This window comes from Peribacillus sp. NPDC097197, from assembly GCF_050278025.1.
Taxonomy (GTDB): domain Bacteria; phylum Bacillota; class Bacilli; order Bacillales; family DSM-1321; genus Peribacillus.
In genome coordinates this window covers 24968-44761 of the sequence record NZ_JBNNST010000021.1, presented here as the reverse complement: position 1 = coordinate 44761, position 19794 = coordinate 24968, and the positions used below count along the sequence as shown (strand labels likewise).

The window sequence follows — 19794 nt, the reverse complement described above, 5'->3', positions numbered from 1 at the left end:
AGATGCTTCAATATGATAATAAGGTAGACGAAAAAATGTTAAATAGTCTTGCTCTAGCCTATATGGGAGATGCCGTATACGAAACCTACATACGGCATCACCTTATTCAAAACGGGGCAGTTAAGCCTAATCTGCTTCATAAAAAAGCGACATCTTTTGTATCGGCTAAAGCGCAGAGCAAAATCATTCACTTTTTTCTAGAGTCAGGTTGGTTATCAGAAGAAGAGACCGCTGTCGTCCGTAGAGGTCGTAATGCGAAGTCCGGGTCGGTTCCGAAGAATACAGATGTGCAAACGTATCGGTATAGCACTGCCTTTGAGGCGCTTATGGGCTTTCTGTATTTATCCGGCCGAATAGAAAGAATGGAAGACCTTGTTGAAAAATCAATTCAATTCATTGAAGAAGAAAAGGGGAAATAACCCATGAGTGAAGAATTTATCATTGGAAGAAACCCCGTCTTGGAAGCACTTCGCTCCGAACGGGATATTAATAAAATTTGGATATCAGAGGGCTCACAGAAAGGGTCCATGCTTCCGCTAATCGGACTTGCAAAAGAAAAAAAGGTATTCGTACAAATCGTACCTAAGAAAAAAATAGACCAAATGGTAGAAGGTATCCATCAAGGAGTCGTAGCGCAAGTCGCAGCTTACGATTATGTAGAGTTGGACGATTTATTTGCCAAAGCGGCTGAACGGGATGAGGCTCCCTTCTTCATGATTCTGGATGAAGTAGAAGATCCACATAATCTAGGGTCAATCATGAGAACAGCGGATGCGGTCGGAGCTCACGGAATCATCATTCCAAAGCGTAGAGCAGTTGGTTTAACGGCAACGGTTGCGAAAGCATCGACAGGGGCCATTGAGTATATTCCGGTTGCACGGGTCACGAATTTGGCAAGAGCAGTCGAAGAGTTAAAAGAACGCGGTGTCTGGATTGTGGGTACCGATGCGAAAGGTAGCGATGATTACCGGAACATGGACGGGAATATGCCTATTGGCCTTGTTATTGGAAGTGAAGGCAAGGGAATGGCACGGTTAATGAAAGAAAAATGTGATTTTCTAATTCGTCTTCCTATGGCCGGGAAAGTAACATCATTAAATGCATCGGTGGCAGCAGGTTTATTGATGTATGAGGTCTACAGAAAAAGAAACCCTCTAGGGCAATAACGAGATGAATATTCTGTTAGTGGACGGTTACAACATTATTGGAGCCTGGCCGGAACTGAGAGAATTGAAAGAAAGAGACCTTGCTGCAGCAAGAGACAGACTGATAGAAATGATGGCGGAATATCAGGCGTTTACTGGGTCCCGGGTCATTGTCGTATTCGATGCCCAATATGTCCAGGGAATAGCCCGTATTTTCAAGAATCATAAAGTCGACGTAATTTTCACGAAAGAAAATGAAACAGCCGATGAGAGAATAGAAAAGATGGCGATTGAACTGAATAATATCAAGACGCAGATTCAAGTGGCTACTTCAGACTTTACGGAGCAATGGGTCATCTTTGGCCAAGGGGCCCTAAGGAAATCTGCCCGTGAACTGCTAATGGATATGGAGGAAATTCAGGGAGAAATAAAAAAAGATGTCCAAAAAACAGCGGCGGTAAAACCTACGGCTAAAATTCCTTTAAGTGAAGAAGTAGCGGAAATATTCGAAAAATGGCGTCGGGGGAAAATTTGAACCATTGACGGGTATTTTTTACCTGCTGTATAATATTTCTATCTGAGTCAGGTCAGGGGGATATAATTTGGGTCTCAATTTCGGTATGAAACTGAACGAAAAGTATCTGCAGTTCGATGATGAAGAATTAATTGAGTTAGTACACACTGGAGACAGTGAAGCACTGGATTATCTGATTCAAAAGTATCGTAATTTTGTAAGAGCGAAGGCAAGGACATATTTTTTAATAGGTGCAGATAAGGAAGACATCGTTCAAGAAGGCATGATTGGTTTGTATAAGGCTGTCCGTGATTTTAAAGGCGATAAGCTTTCTTCTTTTAAAGCATTTGCCGAATTATGTATTACGAGACAGATCATTACCGCTATTAAAACAGCAACACGTCAAAAGCATATTCCGCTCAATTCCTATGTTTCCCTGGACAAGCCCATTTATGATGAGGAGTCCGACCGTACTCTCATGGATATTATATCGGGTACGAAGGTATTAGACCCAGAAGAACTGATTATCAATAAAGAAGAGTTTGACGATATCGAATTGAAAATGGCCGAGCTGCTGAGCGATTTGGAAAGAAAGGTATTAGCCCTTTATTTAGATGGGCAAACCTATCAGGAAATCTCAGAAGAGTTGAATCGTCATGTGAAGTCAATCGATAATGCCCTCCAGAGGGTGAAAAGAAAGCTCGAGCGTTATCTGGAAGTAAGGGAGATCAGTTTATAGTCCCTCCGCCTTTTCCGCTTTATTTCATCTGACACTAACTCCACTTGGATGATGCATTCACTTATGGTAGACATAGGCTGATAGAGTTGACATGGACTTAGGTGGCCTCACCTTGTTATTGACAATAAAAGCCAGCCGTGATAAGGTTTTATGGAAATAGTAGATAGGATAGGTGTATCAATTGCAAAAGAAAATCACACTAGCTTGCACCGATTGTGGTTCAAGAAATTATAATTATGAAAGCAATAAGTCAAACAACGCTGAACGACTAGAATTAAAGAAATTTTGCAGCACCTGTAATTCACATACGAATCATAGGGAAACAAAATAACCGTTTTATAAATAGATTGACAGAAGCAGTCTAATGCTTGGAGGATACATTCATGAAACGCTTAACCGAATTTTTCAGCGGAGTCACTCGTGAAATGCGTAAAGTAAGCTGGCCAAAACGTAAAGAATTAACCAAATATACAATCGTTGTAGTGACGACTGTGTTGTTTATGGCTTTATTCTTTTTAGTGGTCGATATGGGCATTTCCGAATTAATTCGCTTAGTTATTGAATAAGAGATTCGAAAATAAGGTATAATAGTGATAGAATAATATGTGTCAGCAGAAAAGCCCGGAAACGGGTTTTTTAATTTGTCTTTTTTAAGAAAAAGTTCAAACTCTAGCATTGCTGTTATTCTTTAGACAAGTCGGGATAGTGCAGGATGTTAATTTTGGCTAGATCGTTAGAAAATAAAGTTTCATAAAGAAAATGATTGATTGCAGGGAGGGAAGGACGTCACAGTCCTAAAAAATGGAAAAGAATTGGTATGTAGTTCACACCTATTCAGGTTATGAAAACAAGGTAAAGGCCAATCTGGAGAAGCGTGTTGAAACAATGGGGATGGAAGATAGAATCTTCCGCGTAGTAGTTCCTGAAGAAGAAGAAACCGAAGTCAAAGATGGCAAAACGAAAGTAACGAAGAAAAAGGTTTTCCCAGGATATGTACTGGTAGAAATTATCATGACCGATGATTCTTGGTATGTAGTCCGCAATACACCTGGTGTAACAGGTTTCGTAGGTTCATCAGGAGCGGGATCTAAACCGACAGCACTGCTTGATGAAGAAATAGAAGTTGTCCTTAAACGCATGGGTGTTGACGAAAGTAAATTTGACATCGACTTTGAAGTCGGCGACACTGTTCAAGTGAAAGAAGGACCATTTGCAACATTTGCTGGGCCTATCGAAGAACTTGATACAGATAAAGGAAAAGTCCGAGTTCTTGTTAATATGTTCGGCCGCGATACGCCGGTAGAACTAGACTTTAATCAAGTGGAAAAATTATAAACGGAAAAAAACTTGAAAAAGCCTTTTGGAAGTGGTAAAATTTCAAAGGTCAGTATGTTTCAAATTTTTAGGCCTCAACGATACAAGTATTCTTTATTAACATATAAAGAATTCAAGATGAGTGGGAGGGTATATCCCTATTACCACATCACGGACTTATAAGGAGGTGTGTCTCGTGGCTAAAAAAGTAATTAAAATGGTTAAATTGCAAATTCCTGCTGGTAAAGCGAATCCTGCACCGCCGGTTGGTCCTGCATTAGGTCAAGCTGGTGTAAACATCATGGGATTCTGTAAGGAGTTCAACGCTCGTACAGCAGACCAAGCTGGTCTAATTATTCCTGTTGAAATCACGGTATTTGAAGACCGTTCATTTACATTCATTACAAAAACTCCACCCGCTGCAGTACTACTTAAGAAAGCAGCAGGTATCGAGTCTGGTTCTGGTGAACCTAACCGTAAAAAAGTTGCTACAGTCAAGCGTGATCAAGTGCGCGAGATTGCTGAAACTAAAATGCCTGACCTAAACGCTGCAAACGTTGAAGCTGCAATGCGTATGGTTGAAGGTACTGCTCGCAGCATGGGTATTGTCATCGAAGACTAATCCATGTAATTGTTATTTGTTTCTACGGGGTTGCGATTGATACTCGCAACCTTTATTCGTGGGAGGTAATTCCGTTAAAACCACAATTTAGGAGGATTTATATCATGGCTAAAAAAGGTAAAAAGTATCTTGAAGCAGCTAAGCTTGTTGAAGTTTCAAAAGCATACGCTGTAACTGAAGCGATTGAAGTTGTTAAAAAAGCAAACTTCACAAAATTCGATGCGACTGTTGAAGTTGCTTTCCGTTTGGGTGTAGACCCTAAGAAAGCTGACCAACAAATTCGTGGAGCAGTTGTGCTTCCGAACGGAACTGGTAAAACTCAACGCGTATTAGTATTCGCAAAAGGCGAAAAAGCAAAAGAAGCTGAAGCTGCTGGTGCTGACTTCGTTGGCGAATCTGACTACATCAACAAAATCCAACAAGGATGGTTCGAATTCGACGTAATCGTTGCGACTCCTGACATGATGGGTGAAGTTGGTAAACTTGGTCGCGTATTAGGACCTAAAGGCTTAATGCCAAACCCTAAAACTGGCACAGTTACATTTGATGTAACGAAAGCTGTTAATGAGATCAAAGCAGGTAAAGTTGAATACCGCGTAGATAAAGCTGGTAACGTCCATGCTCCAATCGGTAAAGTATCTTTCGAAGATGCTAAACTAGTGGAAAACTTCACTACTATCTTTGATACATTAATGAAAGTTAAACCTGCGGCTGCTAAAGGAACTTACATGAAGAATATTTCTGTAACGACTACAATGGGCCCTGGTGTGAAAGTTGATTCTTCTTCTTTCAATAAATAATTTGACATTCCAAAACTATTGTTGTTATAATATGTTTTGTTGTGATAAATGAATATCATTTGTACCGAAGACAGTAGGTGCTCCACAAGAGCTTAATTCCCTGCCGAGGTAATTCGATAAAAATAGTCGTTGACTATGACCTTTGAAATTACTGCCTTCATGTCTGTATTAGAGATGAAGGCTTTTTCTTTGAAACGGTATAAATGTTTTCAAGCAAATCTACAGGAGGTGTAAGGATGAACGCAATTATTGAACAAAAGCAAACTATCGTTGCTGAGATTACTGGTAAATTAACAGCTAGCAAATCCACAGTTGTTGTTGACTACCGTGGATTGACTGTTGCTGAATTAACAGAACTTCGTAAGCAACTTCGTGATGCTGGCGTTGAGTTCAAGGTTTACAAAAACTCTTTAACTCGTCGTGCTGCTGAAAGTGCTGAACTTAGCTCTTTAAACGAATCTTTAACAGGACCAAACGCAATTGCATTCTCAAATGAAGATGTTATTGCGCCAGCTAAAATCCTTAACGATTTTGCGAAAAAACATGAAGCGTTAGAAATCAAAGCTGGAGTTATCGAAGGAAACGTAGCATCTGCTGAAGACATTAAAGCTCTTGCAGAACTACCTTCACGCGAAGGCCTACTTTCAATGTTGCTAAGTGTGCTACAAGCACCTATGCGCGGTCTTGCTCTTGCTACAAAAGCAGTTGCAGAACAAAAAGAAGAACAAGGCGCGTAAGCTAACCGCTTATCTTGCCTATTGATTCAAAAAAAACCAACCATTTCGAGGAGGAAATAACAATGACTAAAGATCAAATCATTGAAGCAGTTAAAAACATGACTGTTTTAGAATTAAACGACCTTGTAAAAGCAATCGAAGAAGAATTTGGCGTAACTGCTGCTGCACCTGTAGCTGTAGCTGCTGCTGGTGGCGCTGCTGCTGAAGAAAAAACTGAGTTTGATGTAGTTCTTACATCTGCTGGAGATTCAAAAATCAAAGTTATCAAAGCTGTTCGTGAAGCAACTGGTCTTGGACTTAAAGAAGCGAAAGAAGTTGTTGATAACACTCCAAAAGCAATCAAAGAAGGCGTTTCTAAAGAGGAAGCTGAAGAACTTAAAGCTAAACTTGAAGAAGTTGGAGCTGGCGTTGAAGTTAAGTAATCTTGCATAAACAAAAAGCTCGCTATCACTGGCGAGCTTTTTTCTCTTCATTTTTAAAGAAAAATGGTAGACGATTTAGTAAAGATGTACAAACTTTATGACAGGTAAGTATCCATTCTTCATATCTCTTCTCTCGTTAAATCTTCAATATTCCTTTCTGATAGGGGGAGATGACTCTGACAGAGCATTACTACTCACAAAAACCGGATGTCGAAAGCGATCCTAAATTTTGGGATTTTGTATTAAAAGGACGCACATTCCACTTTAAAAGTGATAATGGTGTTTTTTCAAAAAAAGAAGTTGATTTTGGTTCTCGTCTTTTGATAGAATCCTTCAATCTTAATAAAGCTGTAAAAGGGAATATTCTTGATGTTGGTTGCGGTTATGGCCCCATTGGAATATCAATTGCTGCGGCTTATCCCGAAAGAACGGTAGAAATGATAGATATAAATAGCCGGGCAGTTGAATTATCGAAGGAAAATGCCGCTACAAACGGAATCGCTAATGTTAAAGTGTACGAAAGCGACCGTTTTGAAAAGGTAGGATCTAAACAATTCGCTGCAATTCTTACGAACCCTCCCATTCGCGCAGGTAAAAGTGTAGTCCACGAAATTCTAGAAGAAAGTTATCGAAGTTTGGTGACTGGTGGAGAACTATGGGTTGTCATTCAAAAAAAGCAAGGCGCTCCTTCCGCCATGGATAAACTAGAGCTGTTATTTGGTAATGTCGAAGTGGCTGTAAAGAAAAAAGGCTACTACATACTATTATCCAAAAAAGTTTGACTCTAAATTTTCGCTATGTTAGTATTATAAAATGCATATATATAATTCCGTTACTATGCAATTTTTATACCATTGGTGTATAACCAATGGATAATATGGGAAAAATATATAAATAATAGTTCGTTTTATGAGAAATAGTGGTTTTTAAAATAAAAACCATTTTCTTTTTGTCTATGGATTAGATTGCTTTTTTCCGTGGCAAATAGATCCTTATAACGCTTGATTTAAGGGGTGAATCAGTTGACAGGTCAACTTGTTCAGTATGGACGACACCGCCAACGTAGAAGTTATGCAAGAATCAGTGAGGTTTTGGATCTTCCGAATCTGATTGAAATTCAAACGGCTTCTTATCAATGGTTTTTAGATGTAGGTTTAAAAGAAATGTTCCAGGACATTTCTCCTATTGAGGATTTTACAGGTAATTTGTCATTAGAATTCATCGATTACAGCCTTGCTGAACCGAAGTATTCTGTTGAAGAAACAAAAGAACGCGATGTTACGTATTCTGCACCACTTCGTGTGAAAGTGCGCCTTGTTAACAAAGAAACAGGGGAAGTAAAAGACCAAGATGTATTCATGGGTGACTTCCCACTTATGACTGAAACGGGCACGTTTGTCATCAATGGTGCTGAACGTGTAATCGTATCCCAATTAGTACGCTCACCGAGTGTTTACTATAATGGGAAAATGGATAAGAACGGTAAGCTAGGTTTCTCTGCGACCGTTATTCCTAACCGTGGTGCATGGCTCGAATATGAGACAGATGCCAAGGATGTAGTTTATGTTCGAATCGACCGCACTAGGAAATTACCTATCACGGTATTGATGCGTGCATTGGGCTTTGGAACTGATCAAGAGATCATTGATTTAATCGGTGATAATGAGTATCTTCGCAACACTCTTGAAAAAGACAACACGGAGAGTGTAGAAAAAGCATTGCTAGAAATCTATGAACGTCTTCGCCCGGGTGAACCACCTACAGTCGATAACGCGAAAAGTCTACTAGTATCCCGCTTTTTCGATCCAAAACGTTATGATCTAGCTAACGTAGGTCGCTATAAAATCAACAAAAAACTGCATATCAAGAATCGTCTATTCGGACAAAAGATCGCCGAGACTTTAATCGATCCTGAAACAGGGGAAATCATTGTCGAAAAGGGTACTTTGCTTGATAGAAGGACACTTGATAAAATTCTGCCTCATCTTGAAGCAGGAATCGGTTTTAAAACGTTCCACCCGTCTGGTGGCGTAGTAGAAGAAGAAACGCTTCTTCAACCAATCAAAGTCTTTGCTCCAAATGACGCTGAAGGCGAAAAAGTGATCAATATCATTGGTAATGCGTATGTAACCGATCAGGTTAAAAACATTACTCCAGCTGATATCATCTCTTCTATTAGCTATTTCTTTAACTTGCTTCATGGCGTGGGAATTACGGATGATATTGACCATCTAGGAAATCGTCGTCTGCGTTCCGTTGGTGAATTGCTGCAAAACCAATTCAGAATTGGTTTATCTCGTATGGAGCGTGTCGTGCGTGAAAGAATGTCTATTCAAGACACGAATACGATCACTCCACAGCAATTGATTAACATTCGTCCTGTTATAGCATCCATTAAAGAATTCTTTGGTAGCTCACAGCTTTCACAATTCATGGACCAAACGAACCCATTGGCCGAATTGACGCATAAACGTCGTCTATCTGCATTGGGACCTGGTGGTTTGACTCGTGAGCGTGCTGGTTTCGAAGTACGTGACGTTCATTACTCCCACTATGGCCGTATGTGTCCGATTGAAACGCCTGAGGGACCGAATATTGGATTGATTAACTCCCTATCAAGTTTTGCAAAGGTTAACCCTTATGGATTCATTGAAACACCATACCGACGTGTTGACCATGAGACAGGGAAAATTACGAGCAAAATCGATTACTTAACGGCTGATGAAGAAGATAACTACGTAGTTGCCCAAGCGAATGTTCGTCTATCCGATGATGGAACATTCCTTGATGATATGGTTGTTGCACGTTTCCGCGGTGAAAATACCGTTGTTCCGCGTGACCGCGTAGATTATATGGACGTATCGCCTAAACAAGTCGTATCTGCAGCGACAGCATGTATTCCTTTCTTGGAAAATGATGACTCCAACCGTGCCCTAATGGGAGCGAACATGCAACGTCAAGCAGTACCTTTATTACAACCAGAGGCACCAAGAGTTGGAACAGGTATGGAATATGTTTCAGCGAAAGACTCTGGGGCAGCTGTCATCTGTAAACACCCTGGTATCGTCGAACACGTGGAATCACGTGAAGTATGGGTACGCCGGGTAAGTGAGGTTGACGGTCAACAAGTAAAAGGAAACCTTGATAAATACCGTTTATTAAAATTCATTCGTTCTAACCAAGGAACGTGTTATAACCAACGTCCTATCGTTAGTGTTGGTGACAATGTTGTCAAAGGTGAAATTCTTGCCGATGGTCCTTCAATGGAAAAAGGTGAATTAGCACTTGGACGAAATGTATTAGTTGCCTTCATGACTTGGGATGGATACAACTATGAAGATGCCATCATCATGAGTGAACGTCTAGTTAAAGATGATGTGTACACTTCCATCCATATTGAAGAATATGAATCTGAGTCTCGCGATACGAAATTGGGACCTGAAGAAATCACTCGTGATATTCCGAACGTCGGAGAAGATGCGCTTCGCAACCTTGATGAGCGTGGAATAATCCGTGTCGGTGCTGAAGTAAAAGACGGTGACCTTCTAGTAGGTAAAGTAACTCCTAAAGGGGTAACGGAACTAACGGCGGAAGAACGTCTCTTACATGCAATCTTTGGTGAAAAAGCGCGCGAAGTACGGGATACATCATTGCGTGTTCCCCACGGCGGCGGCGGAATCGTCCTCGATGTTAAAGTGTTTAACAGAGAAGATGGCGACGAGCTACCACCTGGTGTAAATCAACTTGCACGTGTATATATCGTTCAAAAACGTAAAATACATGAAGGCGATAAAATGGCCGGACGTCATGGTAACAAAGGTGTAATCTCAAGGATCCTTCCTGAAGAAGATATGCCTTACATGCCTGATGGAACACCGGTTGACATCATGTTAAACCCACTGGGTGTACCTTCCCGTATGAATATCGGTCAGGTACTTGAGCTTCACTTAGGTATGGCAGCCCGTGCACTAGGCATTCACGTAGCATCACCGGTATTTGATGGAGCTACTGAGGAAGACGTTTGGAGTACGATTGAAGAAGCTGGCATGTCACGTGATGCAAAAACGGTACTTTACGATGGCCGTTCAGGTGAAGCATTCGATAACCGTGTGTCTGTTGGTGTCATGTACATGATTAAACTTGCACATATGGTCGATGATAAACTTCATGCTCGTTCAACTGGACCTTACTCCCTTGTTACGCAACAACCACTTGGTGGTAAAGCGCAATTCGGTGGACAACGTTTTGGTGAGATGGAAGTATGGGCACTTGAAGCATATGGAGCTGCTTATACATTACAAGAAATCCTTACCGTTAAATCAGATGATGTCGTGGGCCGTGTGAAAACATACGAAGCGATTGTCAAAGGCGAAAATGTCCCTGAGCCTGGTGTTCCTGAGTCATTCAAAGTATTGATTAAGGAACTTCAAAGCTTAGGATTAGATGTTAAAATCATGAATGCTGAAGACCGCGAAATTGAAATGCGTGATTTAGAAGATGAAGAAGACCCTAATCAGTCAGACAAATTAAGCCTAGATGCAGAAACAAAAGATATGGTTGCTACTGAAGCAGGAGCACCATCAAAAGAGTAAATAATTTAAATAAATAAATCTATATATTATCAGCTCTGACTGGCAGCAAGGTTTTTCTTTAAAGATCCTGCTGCCTTGTCGGAGTCTTATTGATTCAATCACCCATCATCCGGTTTAGATTGCCCGAATGAATGAAGGCAATCAGGGTAAAACCTGGAGATTAAAAGGGAGGTAGGCCCCTTGTTAGATGTTAATAATTTTGAGTATATGAAAATTGGTCTTGCTTCACCAGACAAGATTCGTTCTTGGTCTCATGGGGAAGTTAAAAAACCAGAAACAATCAACTATCGTACGTTAAAACCAGAAAAAGACGGTTTATTCTGTGAGAGAATTTTCGGACCTCAAAAGGACTGGGAATGTCACTGTGGTAAATATAAACGTGTTCGTTATAAAGGCGTAGTTTGTGACCGTTGTGGGGTTGAAGTCACGCGTGCTAAAGTCCGTCGTGAACGAATGGGTCATATTGAGCTGGCAGCACCAGTTTCACATATTTGGTATTTCAAAGGAATTCCGAGTCGTATGGGTCTTGTCCTGGATATGTCTCCACGGGCATTAGAAGAAGTTATTTACTTCGCATCTTATGTGGTAACTGAAACTGGCGATACAACTTTAGAAAAGAAACAACTTCTTTCTGAAAAAGAATATCGTACATACCGTGAAAAATACGGTAAGAAGTTCCAAGCTGCAATGGGTGCGGAAGCTATTAAAAAACTTTTACAAGACATTGATACGGAAAAAGAAGTAGAAACGTTGAAAGAAGAGCTTAAGACAGCTCAAGGACAACGTAGAACTCGTGCAATCAAACGCTTGGAAGTATTAGAAGCCTTCCGTAATTCTGGTAACGAGCCTTCATGGATGATTCTTGATGTGCTTCCAGTTATACCACCAGAACTTCGTCCAATGGTTCAATTAGATGGCGGTCGTTTTGCGACATCTGACTTAAATGATCTATATCGTCGTGTTATTAACCGTAACAATCGTTTGAAAAGATTGCTTGATCTTGGCGCTCCAAGCATTATCGTCCAAAATGAAAAGCGTATGCTTCAAGAAGCCGTTGACGCTTTAATCGATAATGGACGTCGTGGTCGCCCAGTAACTGGCCCGGGTAACCGCCCATTGAAATCTTTATCACACATGTTAAAAGGTAAACAAGGTCGTTTCCGTCAGAACCTTCTTGGTAAACGTGTCGATTACTCTGGTCGTTCTGTAATCGTAGTTGGTCCTAACCTGAAAATGTACCAATGTGGTCTGCCGAAAGAGATGGCGATTGAATTATTCAAACCATTCGTTATGAAGGAACTCGTTCAAAGAGGATTAGCTCATAACATCAAATCTGCAAAACGAAAAATTGAACGACTATCTCCTGAGATTTGGGATGTACTTGAAGAAGTCATTAGGGAGCATCCAGTATTACTTAACCGTGCACCAACTCTTCATAGACTTGGTATTCAAGCGTTTGAGCCAACATTGGTTGAAGGCCGTGCAATTCGTTTGCATCCGTTAGTATGTACAGCATATAACGCTGACTTTGATGGTGACCAAATGGCCGTCCACGTTCCTTTATCTTCTGAAGCTCAAGCTGAAGCACGTATGCTAATGCTTGCTGCCCAGAACATCTTGAATCCTAAAGATGGAAAACCAGTCGTTACTCCTTCTCAAGATATGGTATTAGGTAACTACTACCTAACATTAGAAAGAGAAGGCGCTATCGGTGAAGGTATGATCTTTAAAGATACTAGTGAAGCGTTGCTTGCATACCAAAATGGTTATGTTCACTTACATTCTCGTTGCGCAGTGCATGCATCATCACTGAATAATGAAACGTTCACGGAAGAACAAAACAGCCAGCTTCTAATCACTACCGTTGGTAAATTGGTCTTTAATGAAATTTTGCCAAAATCATTCCCATATATTAACGAACCTACACGTTATAACTTGGAAACTAAAACTCCAGAGAAATATTTCGTGGAAAAAGGCGCTAATATCCCTGAATTGATTAAAGCACAACCAGCTATTGATCCATTCAAGAAGAAAATTCTTGGTAATATCATTGCGGAAGTGTTTAAACGTTTCAAAATCACCGAAACATCTAAAATGCTTGACCGGATGAAAAATCTTGGATTCAAATATTCGACAAAAGCAGGTATCACTGTTGGTGTAGCTGATATTGTTGTATTAAAAGAAAAACAAGAAATCATTACGGAAGCTCAAACAAAAGTGGATAACGTCCTAAAACAATTTAGACGTGGTCTAATTACCGAAGATGAGCGTTATGATCGCGTCATTTCGATCTGGAGCGCAGCAAAAGATACTATTCAGTCTAAACTGATGAAATCTCTTGACCGACGCAATCCGATCTTCATGATGAGTGACTCCGGTGCCCGTGGTAATGCTTCCAACTTCACGCAGCTTGCGGGTATGCGTGGACTGATGGCCAACCCGGCTGGACGTATCATCGAATTACCGATCAAATCAAGTTTCCGTGAAGGTTTAACAGTGTTAGAGTACTTTATCTCTACACATGGTGCTCGTAAAGGTCTTGCCGATACAGCCCTTAAAACTGCCGATTCTGGTTACCTTACACGTCGTCTAGTAGACGTAGCCCAAGATGTTATCATCCGTGATGATGACTGTGGAACAGACCGCGGCTTGAAAATTTCTGCCTTGAGAGAGGGAACAGAAATAATCGAGCATCTTGAAGAACGTTTAATTGGCCGATATGCAAGAAAAGCCATTAGACATCCAGAAACAGATGAAGTAATTGTGGCTGAAAATGACCTTATCACTGAGGATCTAGCAGCTTATATTGCATCTCTAGGTATTGAAACTGCATGGATTCGCTCTGCCTTTACATGTAACACCAGTCATGGTGTATGTAAGAAATGTTACGGACGTAACTTGGCTACCGGTCAGGAAGTTGAAGTGGGAGAAGCAGTTGGTATCATTGCTGCCCAATCAATCGGTGAACCTGGTACTCAGTTAACAATGCGTACATTCCATACAGGTGGGGTTGCCGGAGACGATATTACTCAAGGTTTACCTCGTATCCAAGAAATATTTGAAGCGAGGAACCCTAAAGGTCAAGCAGTTATTTCTGAAATTGAGGGAACTATCGTTTCAATCAATGAAATCCGCGATAAACAACAAGAAATCGTGGTCCAAGGTGCGGTTGAATCACGTACTTATACAGCGCCATACACAGCGCGTTTAAGAGTGTCTGTTGATACTTTCGTTCGTCGAGGCGAGGAGTTAACAGAGGGTTCTATCGATCCTAAAGAATTGTTGAAAGTTACGGATGTTCTTACTGTTCAGGAATACTTACTTCATGAAGTACAGAAAGTATACCGGATGCAAGGGGTAGAAATCGGCGATAAACATATCGAGGTTATGGTTAGACAAATGATGCGTAAAGTTCGTGTTCTTGATGCAGGGGAAACTGAAGTTCTTCCAGGTACGCTATTGGATGTTAACCAGTTCACCGTGGCAAACACAAACGCATTGCTAACCAGCAAGCTACCTGCTACAGGTCGTCCTGTATTACTAGGAATTACAAAAGCATCACTTGAAACGGATTCCTTCTTGTCTGCAGCATCATTCCAAGAAACAACTAGAGTATTGACTGATGCAGCAATTAAAGGAAAACGCGACGAATTGCTTGGACTGAAAGAAAATGTTATCATCGGTAAACTTGTTCCAGCTGGAACAGGTATGCCTCGCTACAGAAAAGCTAACCCTGTTGTCGTAGAGAATCCTGAGACAGTATCGGTTGACTAAAGGATAATTAGACCCAGCTCATATAAATACTGAAGAACTTGATCCCCCTAACGATAATGGGGGATTGAGGTTCGGATTAAATGAGCTGGTTTCTTTTTATTAATAAAGAGTAATCAGTTAAAAATTAGTTATGATAGAACCAATTTGGTAGACTTAAAAACCTATAGAATGATTTAACTGGAAAACCTTTTGCTTAAATAATTTTTTGAAACAAGTTGACAGCATCTGACTAAAAATGATACTATAGCAAAGGTGCTCCTATGTTACCCTGTAACTTTGGAGGATATGGACCATGTCTTATGAAAAAGTAATACAGGCAAAGTCAGTGGTTATAGGAACGAAACAAACAGTTAGAGCTTTGAAGAACAATTTAATTCAAGAAGTTATCATCGCTGATGATGCAGATATATACTTGACTGGGCGTGTTGTTGAGACCGCTAAACTAGTGGATGTTCCTATCACATATGTTGATTCGATGAAAATGCTTGGAAAAGCATGTGGTATTGATGTCGGAGCAGCAACTGTTGCCATTAAAAAGTAAAAATGTTTTTGCAATACTATTTGCAAGGACTTTGTTTTTACCCATTTATGAACCACCTGGATGTGTGGTACTAGACATGAAATTGCGAAGGGAGGAAAAATGTAATGCCTACTATTAATCAATTAGTGCGTAAAGGACGCGAGTCTAAAGAGGTTAAATCTAACTCTCCAGCACTTAACAAAGGCTACAACAGCTTTAAGAAAGCACAAACTAACGTATCATCTCCGCAAAAACGTGGTGTTTGTACTCGTGTGGGAACTATGACACCGAAAAAACCAAACTCCGCTTTACGTAAATATGCGCGTGTACGTTTAACTAACGGTATCGAGGTAACAGCTTATATCCCAGGTATCGGTCACAACTTACAAGAACACAGCGTGGTACTAATCCGCGGTGGACGTGTAAAGGATTTACCAGGGGTACGTTACCATATCGTACGTGGTGCTCTTGATACAGCAGGAGTTAACAATCGTATGCAAAGCCGTTCTAAATACGGTACTAAGCGTCCGAAAGCAGCAAAAAAATAATCCGAGAAAGGAGGAAATATAATGCCTCGTAAAGGACCCGTAACAAAAAGAGATGTATTACCAGATCCAATTTATAAATCTAAACTTGTGACTCGCTTAATCAACAAATTAATGGTTGATGGACAAAGAGGAAAATCACAAAAAATACTTTACTCTGCATTTGAGTTAATTAAAGAACGTACTGGCAATGAGCCAATCGAAGTGTTTGATCAAGCACTTAAAAACATCATGCCTGTATTAGAAGTAAAAGCACGCCGTGTGGGTGGAGCTAACTACCAAGTACCAGTTGAGGTACGTCCAGACCGTAAATCAACTCTAGGTCTTCGTTGGTTAGTAAACTACTCTCGCCTTCGTGGAGAAAAAACGATGGAAGAGCGTTTAGCTTTCGAAATCATGGATGCTGCAAACAACACTGGAGCAGCTGTTAAGAAACGTGAAGATACGCACAAAATGGCAGAAGCTAACAAAGCATTTGCTCACTATCGCTGGTAAGATCAATAACAATAAAATCCTTATAATAGGAAGGAGAAAGACAAATGGCAAGAGAGTTCTCCTTAGCAAATACTCGTAATATCGGTATCATGGCACATATTGATGCTGGTAAAACGACTACAACAGAACGCGTTCTTTACTATACTGGTAAAATCCACAAAATTGGTGAAACACACGAAGGTGCTTCACAAATGGACTGGATGGAGCAAGAACAAGAACGTGGAATCACGATCACATCCGCTGCAACAACTGCACAGTGGAAAGGTCACCGCGTAAACATCATTGATACACCGGGACACGTAGACTTCACAGTTGAAGTTGAACGTTCTCTACGTGTACTTGATGGAGCTGTAGCTGTACTTGATGCCCAATCAGGTGTTGAGCCTCAAACTGAAACAGTTTGGCGCCAAGCTACAACATACGGTGTACCACGTGTCGTATTCGTTAACAAAATGGACAAAATCGGTGCGGATTTCCTTTATTCAGTAGGAACTATCCACGATCGTTTGCAAGCAAACGCTCACCCGGTCCAATTACCAATTGGTGCTGAAGATAATTTTTCCGCTATCATTGACTTAATTGAAATGAAAGCTCATTTCTACTCAAATGATTTAGGAACTGATATCACTGTTGGTGAAATTCCTGCAGAACACCTTGAATTAGCTGAAGAGTACCGTGAGAAATTAATCGAAGCGGTGGCTGAAGTTAATGAAGACTTAATGGAAAAATACCTTGGTGGCGAAGAAATCAGCATTGCTGAATTAAAAGCTGCTATCCGTACTGCAACCGTTAATGTTGAATTCTTCCCAGTTATCTGTGGTTCAGCGTTCAAAAATAAAGGTGTTCAATTAATGCTTGATAACGTTATTGACTTCCTTCCATCTCCATTAGACGTACCTGCAATCAAAGGTACTCTTCCGGATACTGAAGAAGAAGTAGAACGTCACTCAGATGATTCTGAACCGTTCTCTGCTTTAGCGTTTAAAGTTATGACAGACCCTTATGTTGGTAAGCTTACATTCTTCCGTGTGTACTCTGGTACATTAGAATCTGGATCATATGTAATCAACTCAACAAAAGGTAAACGTGAACGTATTGGACGTATCCTTCAAATGCATGCAAACAGCCGTGAAGAGATTTCTACAGTATATGCTGGGGATATCGCTGCAGCTGTTGGTTTGAAAGATACGACTACTGGTGATACACTATGTGATGATAAGGATCAAGTTATCCTTGAATCAATGGTATTCCCAGAACCAGTTATCTCACTTTCTGTTGAACCAAAATCGAAAGCAGACCAAGACAAAATGTCTCAAGCTTTACAAAAGCTTCAAGACGAAGATCCAACATTCCGTGCGCATACTGACCAAGAAACTGGTCAAACAATTATCGCTGGTATGGGCGAACTTCACTTGGACATACTTGTTGACCGTATGCGTCGTGAATTCAGAGTGGAAGCTAACGTAGGTGCTCCTCAAGTTGCTTACCGTGAAACTTTCCGTGGTTCAGCTAAAGTTGAAGGTAAATTCGTTCGTCAATCTGGTGGACGTGGACAATTCGGACACGTTTGGATTGAATTTGGACCAAACGAAGAAGGTAAAGGATTCGAATTTGAAAATGCTATCGTCGGTGGTGTAGTACCTCGTGAGTATATTCCTGCAGTACAAGCTGGATTAGTTGATTCACTTGACCGTGGAGTACTTGCTGGTTACCCATTAGTTGATATTAAAGCAAAATTATTCGACGGATCTTACCATGACGTTGACTCCAATGAAATGGCATTTAAAATCGCTGCATCAATGGCGCTTAAAAATGCTGCTTCAAAATGTAAGCCGGTTATCCTTGAACCTATCATGAAAGTGGAAGTTGTAATCCCTGAAGATTACCTAGGCGATATCATGGGAGATATTACATCTCGTCGTGGACGCGTAGAAGGTTTGGAAGCTCGCGGAAACACTCAAATGGTTAAAGCGATGGTTCCACTATCCGAAATGTTCGGTTATGCAACTTCATTACGTTCAAACACTCAAGGACGCGGAACATTCTCTATGCACTTCGATCACTATGAAGAAGTACCTAAGAGCATTTCTGAAGAAATCATCAAAAAAAATAAAGGTGAATAATTGATTTTCATCTCTTATTAAAGTATAACTACTTATGTAAGCTGTGTTGGAAGAATTTATCTTCTTTCACAGCCCTTATATACTTAAACTATTTTTATATTTTTAAGGAGGAATTCCTAATGGGAAAAGCTAAATATGATCGTTCAAAACCGCATGTTAACGTTGGAACAATTGGACACGTTGACCATGGTAAAACAACTCTAACTGCTGCAATCACTACTGTACTTGCTAAAGCTGGTGGAGCAGAAGCACGCGCGTATGACCAAATTGATGGTGCGCCAGAAGAAAGAGAACGTGGTATCACAATCTCTACTGCACACGTTGAGTACGAAACAGCTACTCGTCACTATGCACACGTTGACTGCCCAGGACATGCTGACTATGTTAAAAACATGATCACTGGTGCTGCACAAATGGATGGTGGTATCTTAGTAGTTTCTGCTGCTGATGGCCCAATGCCTCAAACTCGTGAGCACATCCTTCTTTCTAAACAAGTTGGTGTTCCTTTCCTAGTTGTATTCATGAACAAATGCGACATGGTTGATGACGAAGAACTTCTTGAATTAGTAGAAATGGAAATTCGTGATCTTCTTTCTGAATACGATTTCCCTGGCGATGACGTTCCAGTTATCAAAGGTTCTGCTCTTAAAGCTCTTGAAGGAGATGCTGCTTGGGAAGAAAAAATTCATGAATTAATGGCTGCTGTTGACGAGTACATTCCAGAACCAACTCGTGACACTGACAAACCATTCATGATGCCAGTTGAGGATGTATTCTCAATCACTGGTCGTGGAACAGTTGCTACAGGACGTGTTGAACGTGGACAAGTTAAAGTCGGTGACGTTGTAGACATCATCGGTTTCAACGACGAAGCAAAACCAACAACTGTAACTGGTGTTGAAATGTTCCGTAAACTTCTTGATTATGCTGAAGCTGGTGACAACATCGGAGCTCTACTTCGTGGTGTTGCTCGTGAAGATATCCAACGTGGACAAGTACTTGCTAAGCCAAATACAATCACTCCACACAGCAAATTCAAAGCTGAAGTTTATGTTCTTTCTAAAGAAGAAGGTGGACGTCATACTCCATTCTTCACAAACTACCGTCCGCAGTTCTACTTCCGTACAACTGACGTAACTGGTATTTGTAACCTTCCTGAAGGCGTAGAAATGGTTATGCCTGGAGATAACATTGAAATGTCAGTAGAACTTATCGCTCCTATCGCTATCGAAGAAGGTACTAAATTCTCTATCCGTGAGGGTGGACGTACTGTAGGCGCTGGTGTAGTTGCTACAATCCAAGAATAATCGATTCTAAATCGAATATTGGAAGGGACGCCTTCCGGAAGAAGCAGATGGGACGCCGTCTGCTTCTTTTTTTTGCCTTTAGGATTATAATAGAAGAAACTGGTTAGAAATAGAGATATAGAATCTACTTGTAAATCCTAAAGAT

19 protein-coding genes and 1 other annotated feature are annotated in these 19794 nt (G+C 40.7%); all 19 genes read left to right on the top strand.

Annotation, left to right across the window (positions count from 1 at the left end):
- Nucleotides 1-2 precede the first annotated feature (2 nt).
- Nucleotides 3-419 (top strand): Mini-ribonuclease 3, encoded by a 417-nt coding sequence (locus ACQKL6_RS19115; protein WP_402875740.1) that lies wholly within the window; start codon nucleotides 3-5, stop codon nucleotides 417-419.
- Between the two features lie 3 nt (nucleotides 420-422).
- Complete coding sequence (rlmB, locus tag ACQKL6_RS19110) at nucleotides 423-1166, top strand: 23S rRNA (guanosine(2251)-2'-O)-methyltransferase RlmB (RefSeq protein ID WP_402875738.1); 744 nt, start codon at nucleotides 423-425, stop codon at nucleotides 1164-1166.
- A 4-nt stretch (nucleotides 1167-1170) separates the two neighbouring features.
- The gene (locus tag ACQKL6_RS19105) at nucleotides 1171-1680 is read left to right on the top strand and encodes an NYN domain-containing protein (RefSeq protein WP_402875735.1); all 510 of its coding nucleotides are present in this window, start codon (nucleotides 1171-1173) and stop codon (nucleotides 1678-1680) included.
- Nucleotides 1681-1765: 85 nt separating this feature from the next.
- Nucleotides 1766-2398: an RNA polymerase sporulation sigma factor SigH gene (sigH, locus tag ACQKL6_RS19100; protein ID WP_402875764.1), complete on the top strand. Its 633-nt coding sequence runs from the start codon at nucleotides 1766-1768 to the stop codon at nucleotides 2396-2398.
- A gap of 181 nt (nucleotides 2399-2579) precedes the next feature.
- Entirely contained in the window at nucleotides 2580-2729 is a 150-nt protein-coding gene (gene rpmG, locus ACQKL6_RS19095) for a 50S ribosomal protein L33 (protein WP_402875733.1), read from the top strand.
- Between the two features lie 52 nt (nucleotides 2730-2781).
- Nucleotides 2782-2964 carry a preprotein translocase subunit SecE gene (gene secE / locus ACQKL6_RS19090; RefSeq protein ID WP_402875732.1) on the top strand — a complete coding sequence of 61 codons (183 nt, stop codon included), beginning with the start codon at nucleotides 2782-2784 and terminating at the stop codon, nucleotides 2962-2964.
- 235 nt (nucleotides 2965-3199) lie between these two features.
- Complete coding sequence (gene nusG, locus ACQKL6_RS19085; protein WP_402875730.1) at nucleotides 3200-3733, top strand: transcription termination/antitermination protein NusG; 534 nt, start codon at nucleotides 3200-3202, stop codon at nucleotides 3731-3733.
- 175 nt (nucleotides 3734-3908) lie between these two features.
- The gene (gene rplK / locus ACQKL6_RS19080) at nucleotides 3909-4334 is read left to right on the top strand and encodes a 50S ribosomal protein L11 (RefSeq protein WP_402875728.1); all 426 of its coding nucleotides are present in this window, start codon (nucleotides 3909-3911) and stop codon (nucleotides 4332-4334) included.
- A gap of 104 nt (nucleotides 4335-4438) precedes the next feature.
- On the top strand, nucleotides 4439-5134 hold the full coding sequence (rplA, locus tag ACQKL6_RS19075; RefSeq protein WP_402875727.1) for a 50S ribosomal protein L1: 696 nt from the start codon (nucleotides 4439-4441) through the stop codon (nucleotides 5132-5134).
- A 46-nt stretch (nucleotides 5135-5180) separates the two neighbouring features.
- Nucleotides 5181-5331, top strand: a sequence feature (ribosomal protein L10 leader region).
- 39 nt (nucleotides 5332-5370) lie between these two features.
- Complete coding sequence (gene rplJ / locus ACQKL6_RS19070; RefSeq protein WP_402875726.1) at nucleotides 5371-5871, top strand: 50S ribosomal protein L10; 501 nt, start codon at nucleotides 5371-5373, stop codon at nucleotides 5869-5871.
- Between the two features lie 62 nt (nucleotides 5872-5933).
- Nucleotides 5934-6293, top strand: a complete 360-nt coding sequence (rplL, locus tag ACQKL6_RS19065) for a 50S ribosomal protein L7/L12 (RefSeq protein ID WP_402875724.1) — start codon at nucleotides 5934-5936, stop codon at nucleotides 6291-6293.
- Between the two features lie 176 nt (nucleotides 6294-6469).
- The gene (locus ACQKL6_RS19060; protein WP_427651747.1) at nucleotides 6470-7075 is read left to right on the top strand and encodes a class I SAM-dependent methyltransferase; all 606 of its coding nucleotides are present in this window, start codon (nucleotides 6470-6472) and stop codon (nucleotides 7073-7075) included.
- Between the two features lie 240 nt (nucleotides 7076-7315).
- Nucleotides 7316-10885 (top strand): DNA-directed RNA polymerase subunit beta, encoded by a 3570-nt coding sequence (rpoB, locus tag ACQKL6_RS19055; protein ID WP_402875722.1) that lies wholly within the window; start codon nucleotides 7316-7318, stop codon nucleotides 10883-10885.
- 180 nt (nucleotides 10886-11065) lie between these two features.
- Complete coding sequence (gene rpoC, locus ACQKL6_RS19050; RefSeq protein ID WP_402875721.1) at nucleotides 11066-14659, top strand: DNA-directed RNA polymerase subunit beta'; 3594 nt, start codon at nucleotides 11066-11068, stop codon at nucleotides 14657-14659.
- A gap of 292 nt (nucleotides 14660-14951) precedes the next feature.
- Nucleotides 14952-15200, top strand: a complete 249-nt coding sequence (locus ACQKL6_RS19045; RefSeq protein WP_402875719.1) for a 50S ribosomal protein L7ae-like protein — start codon at nucleotides 14952-14954, stop codon at nucleotides 15198-15200.
- Nucleotides 15201-15304: 104 nt separating this feature from the next.
- On the top strand, nucleotides 15305-15727 hold the full coding sequence (gene rpsL / locus ACQKL6_RS19040) for a 30S ribosomal protein S12 (RefSeq protein WP_402875717.1): 423 nt from the start codon (nucleotides 15305-15307) through the stop codon (nucleotides 15725-15727).
- 21 nt (nucleotides 15728-15748) lie between these two features.
- Complete coding sequence (rpsG, locus tag ACQKL6_RS19035; RefSeq protein ID WP_402875716.1) at nucleotides 15749-16219, top strand: 30S ribosomal protein S7; 471 nt, start codon at nucleotides 15749-15751, stop codon at nucleotides 16217-16219.
- Nucleotides 16220-16263: 44 nt separating this feature from the next.
- Entirely contained in the window at nucleotides 16264-18342 is a 2079-nt protein-coding gene (fusA, locus tag ACQKL6_RS19030) for an elongation factor G (RefSeq protein WP_402875714.1), read from the top strand.
- 119 nt (nucleotides 18343-18461) lie between these two features.
- Nucleotides 18462-19649, top strand: coding sequence for an elongation factor Tu (gene tuf, locus ACQKL6_RS19025; protein ID WP_402875712.1), 1188 nt, complete (start codon nucleotides 18462-18464; stop codon nucleotides 19647-19649).
- Nucleotides 19650-19794 lie beyond the last annotated feature (145 nt).

Coding starts and splice junctions, on each gene's coding strand:
- ACQKL6_RS19115 (WP_402875740.1), top strand. CDS start 3: ATGCTTCAATATGATAATAAGGTAGACGAAAAAATGTTAAATAGTCTT.
- rlmB (WP_402875738.1), top strand. CDS start 423: ATGAGTGAAGAATTTATCATTGGAAGAAACCCCGTCTTGGAAGCACTT.
- ACQKL6_RS19105 (WP_402875735.1), top strand. CDS start 1,171: ATGAATATTCTGTTAGTGGACGGTTACAACATTATTGGAGCCTGGCCG.
- sigH (WP_402875764.1), top strand. CDS start 1,766: ATGAAACTGAACGAAAAGTATCTGCAGTTCGATGATGAAGAATTAATT.
- secE (WP_402875732.1), top strand. CDS start 2,782: ATGAAACGCTTAACCGAATTTTTCAGCGGAGTCACTCGTGAAATGCGT.
- nusG (WP_402875730.1), top strand. CDS start 3,200: ATGGAAAAGAATTGGTATGTAGTTCACACCTATTCAGGTTATGAAAAC.
- rplA (WP_402875727.1), top strand. CDS start 4,439: ATGGCTAAAAAAGGTAAAAAGTATCTTGAAGCAGCTAAGCTTGTTGAA.
- rplJ (WP_402875726.1), top strand. CDS start 5,371: ATGAACGCAATTATTGAACAAAAGCAAACTATCGTTGCTGAGATTACT.
- rplL (WP_402875724.1), top strand. CDS start 5,934: ATGACTAAAGATCAAATCATTGAAGCAGTTAAAAACATGACTGTTTTA.
- ACQKL6_RS19045 (WP_402875719.1), top strand. CDS start 14,952: ATGTCTTATGAAAAAGTAATACAGGCAAAGTCAGTGGTTATAGGAACG.
- rpsL (WP_402875717.1), top strand. CDS start 15,305: ATGCCTACTATTAATCAATTAGTGCGTAAAGGACGCGAGTCTAAAGAG.
- rpsG (WP_402875716.1), top strand. CDS start 15,749: ATGCCTCGTAAAGGACCCGTAACAAAAAGAGATGTATTACCAGATCCA.
- fusA (WP_402875714.1), top strand. CDS start 16,264: ATGGCAAGAGAGTTCTCCTTAGCAAATACTCGTAATATCGGTATCATG.
- tuf (WP_402875712.1), top strand. CDS start 18,462: ATGGGAAAAGCTAAATATGATCGTTCAAAACCGCATGTTAACGTTGGA.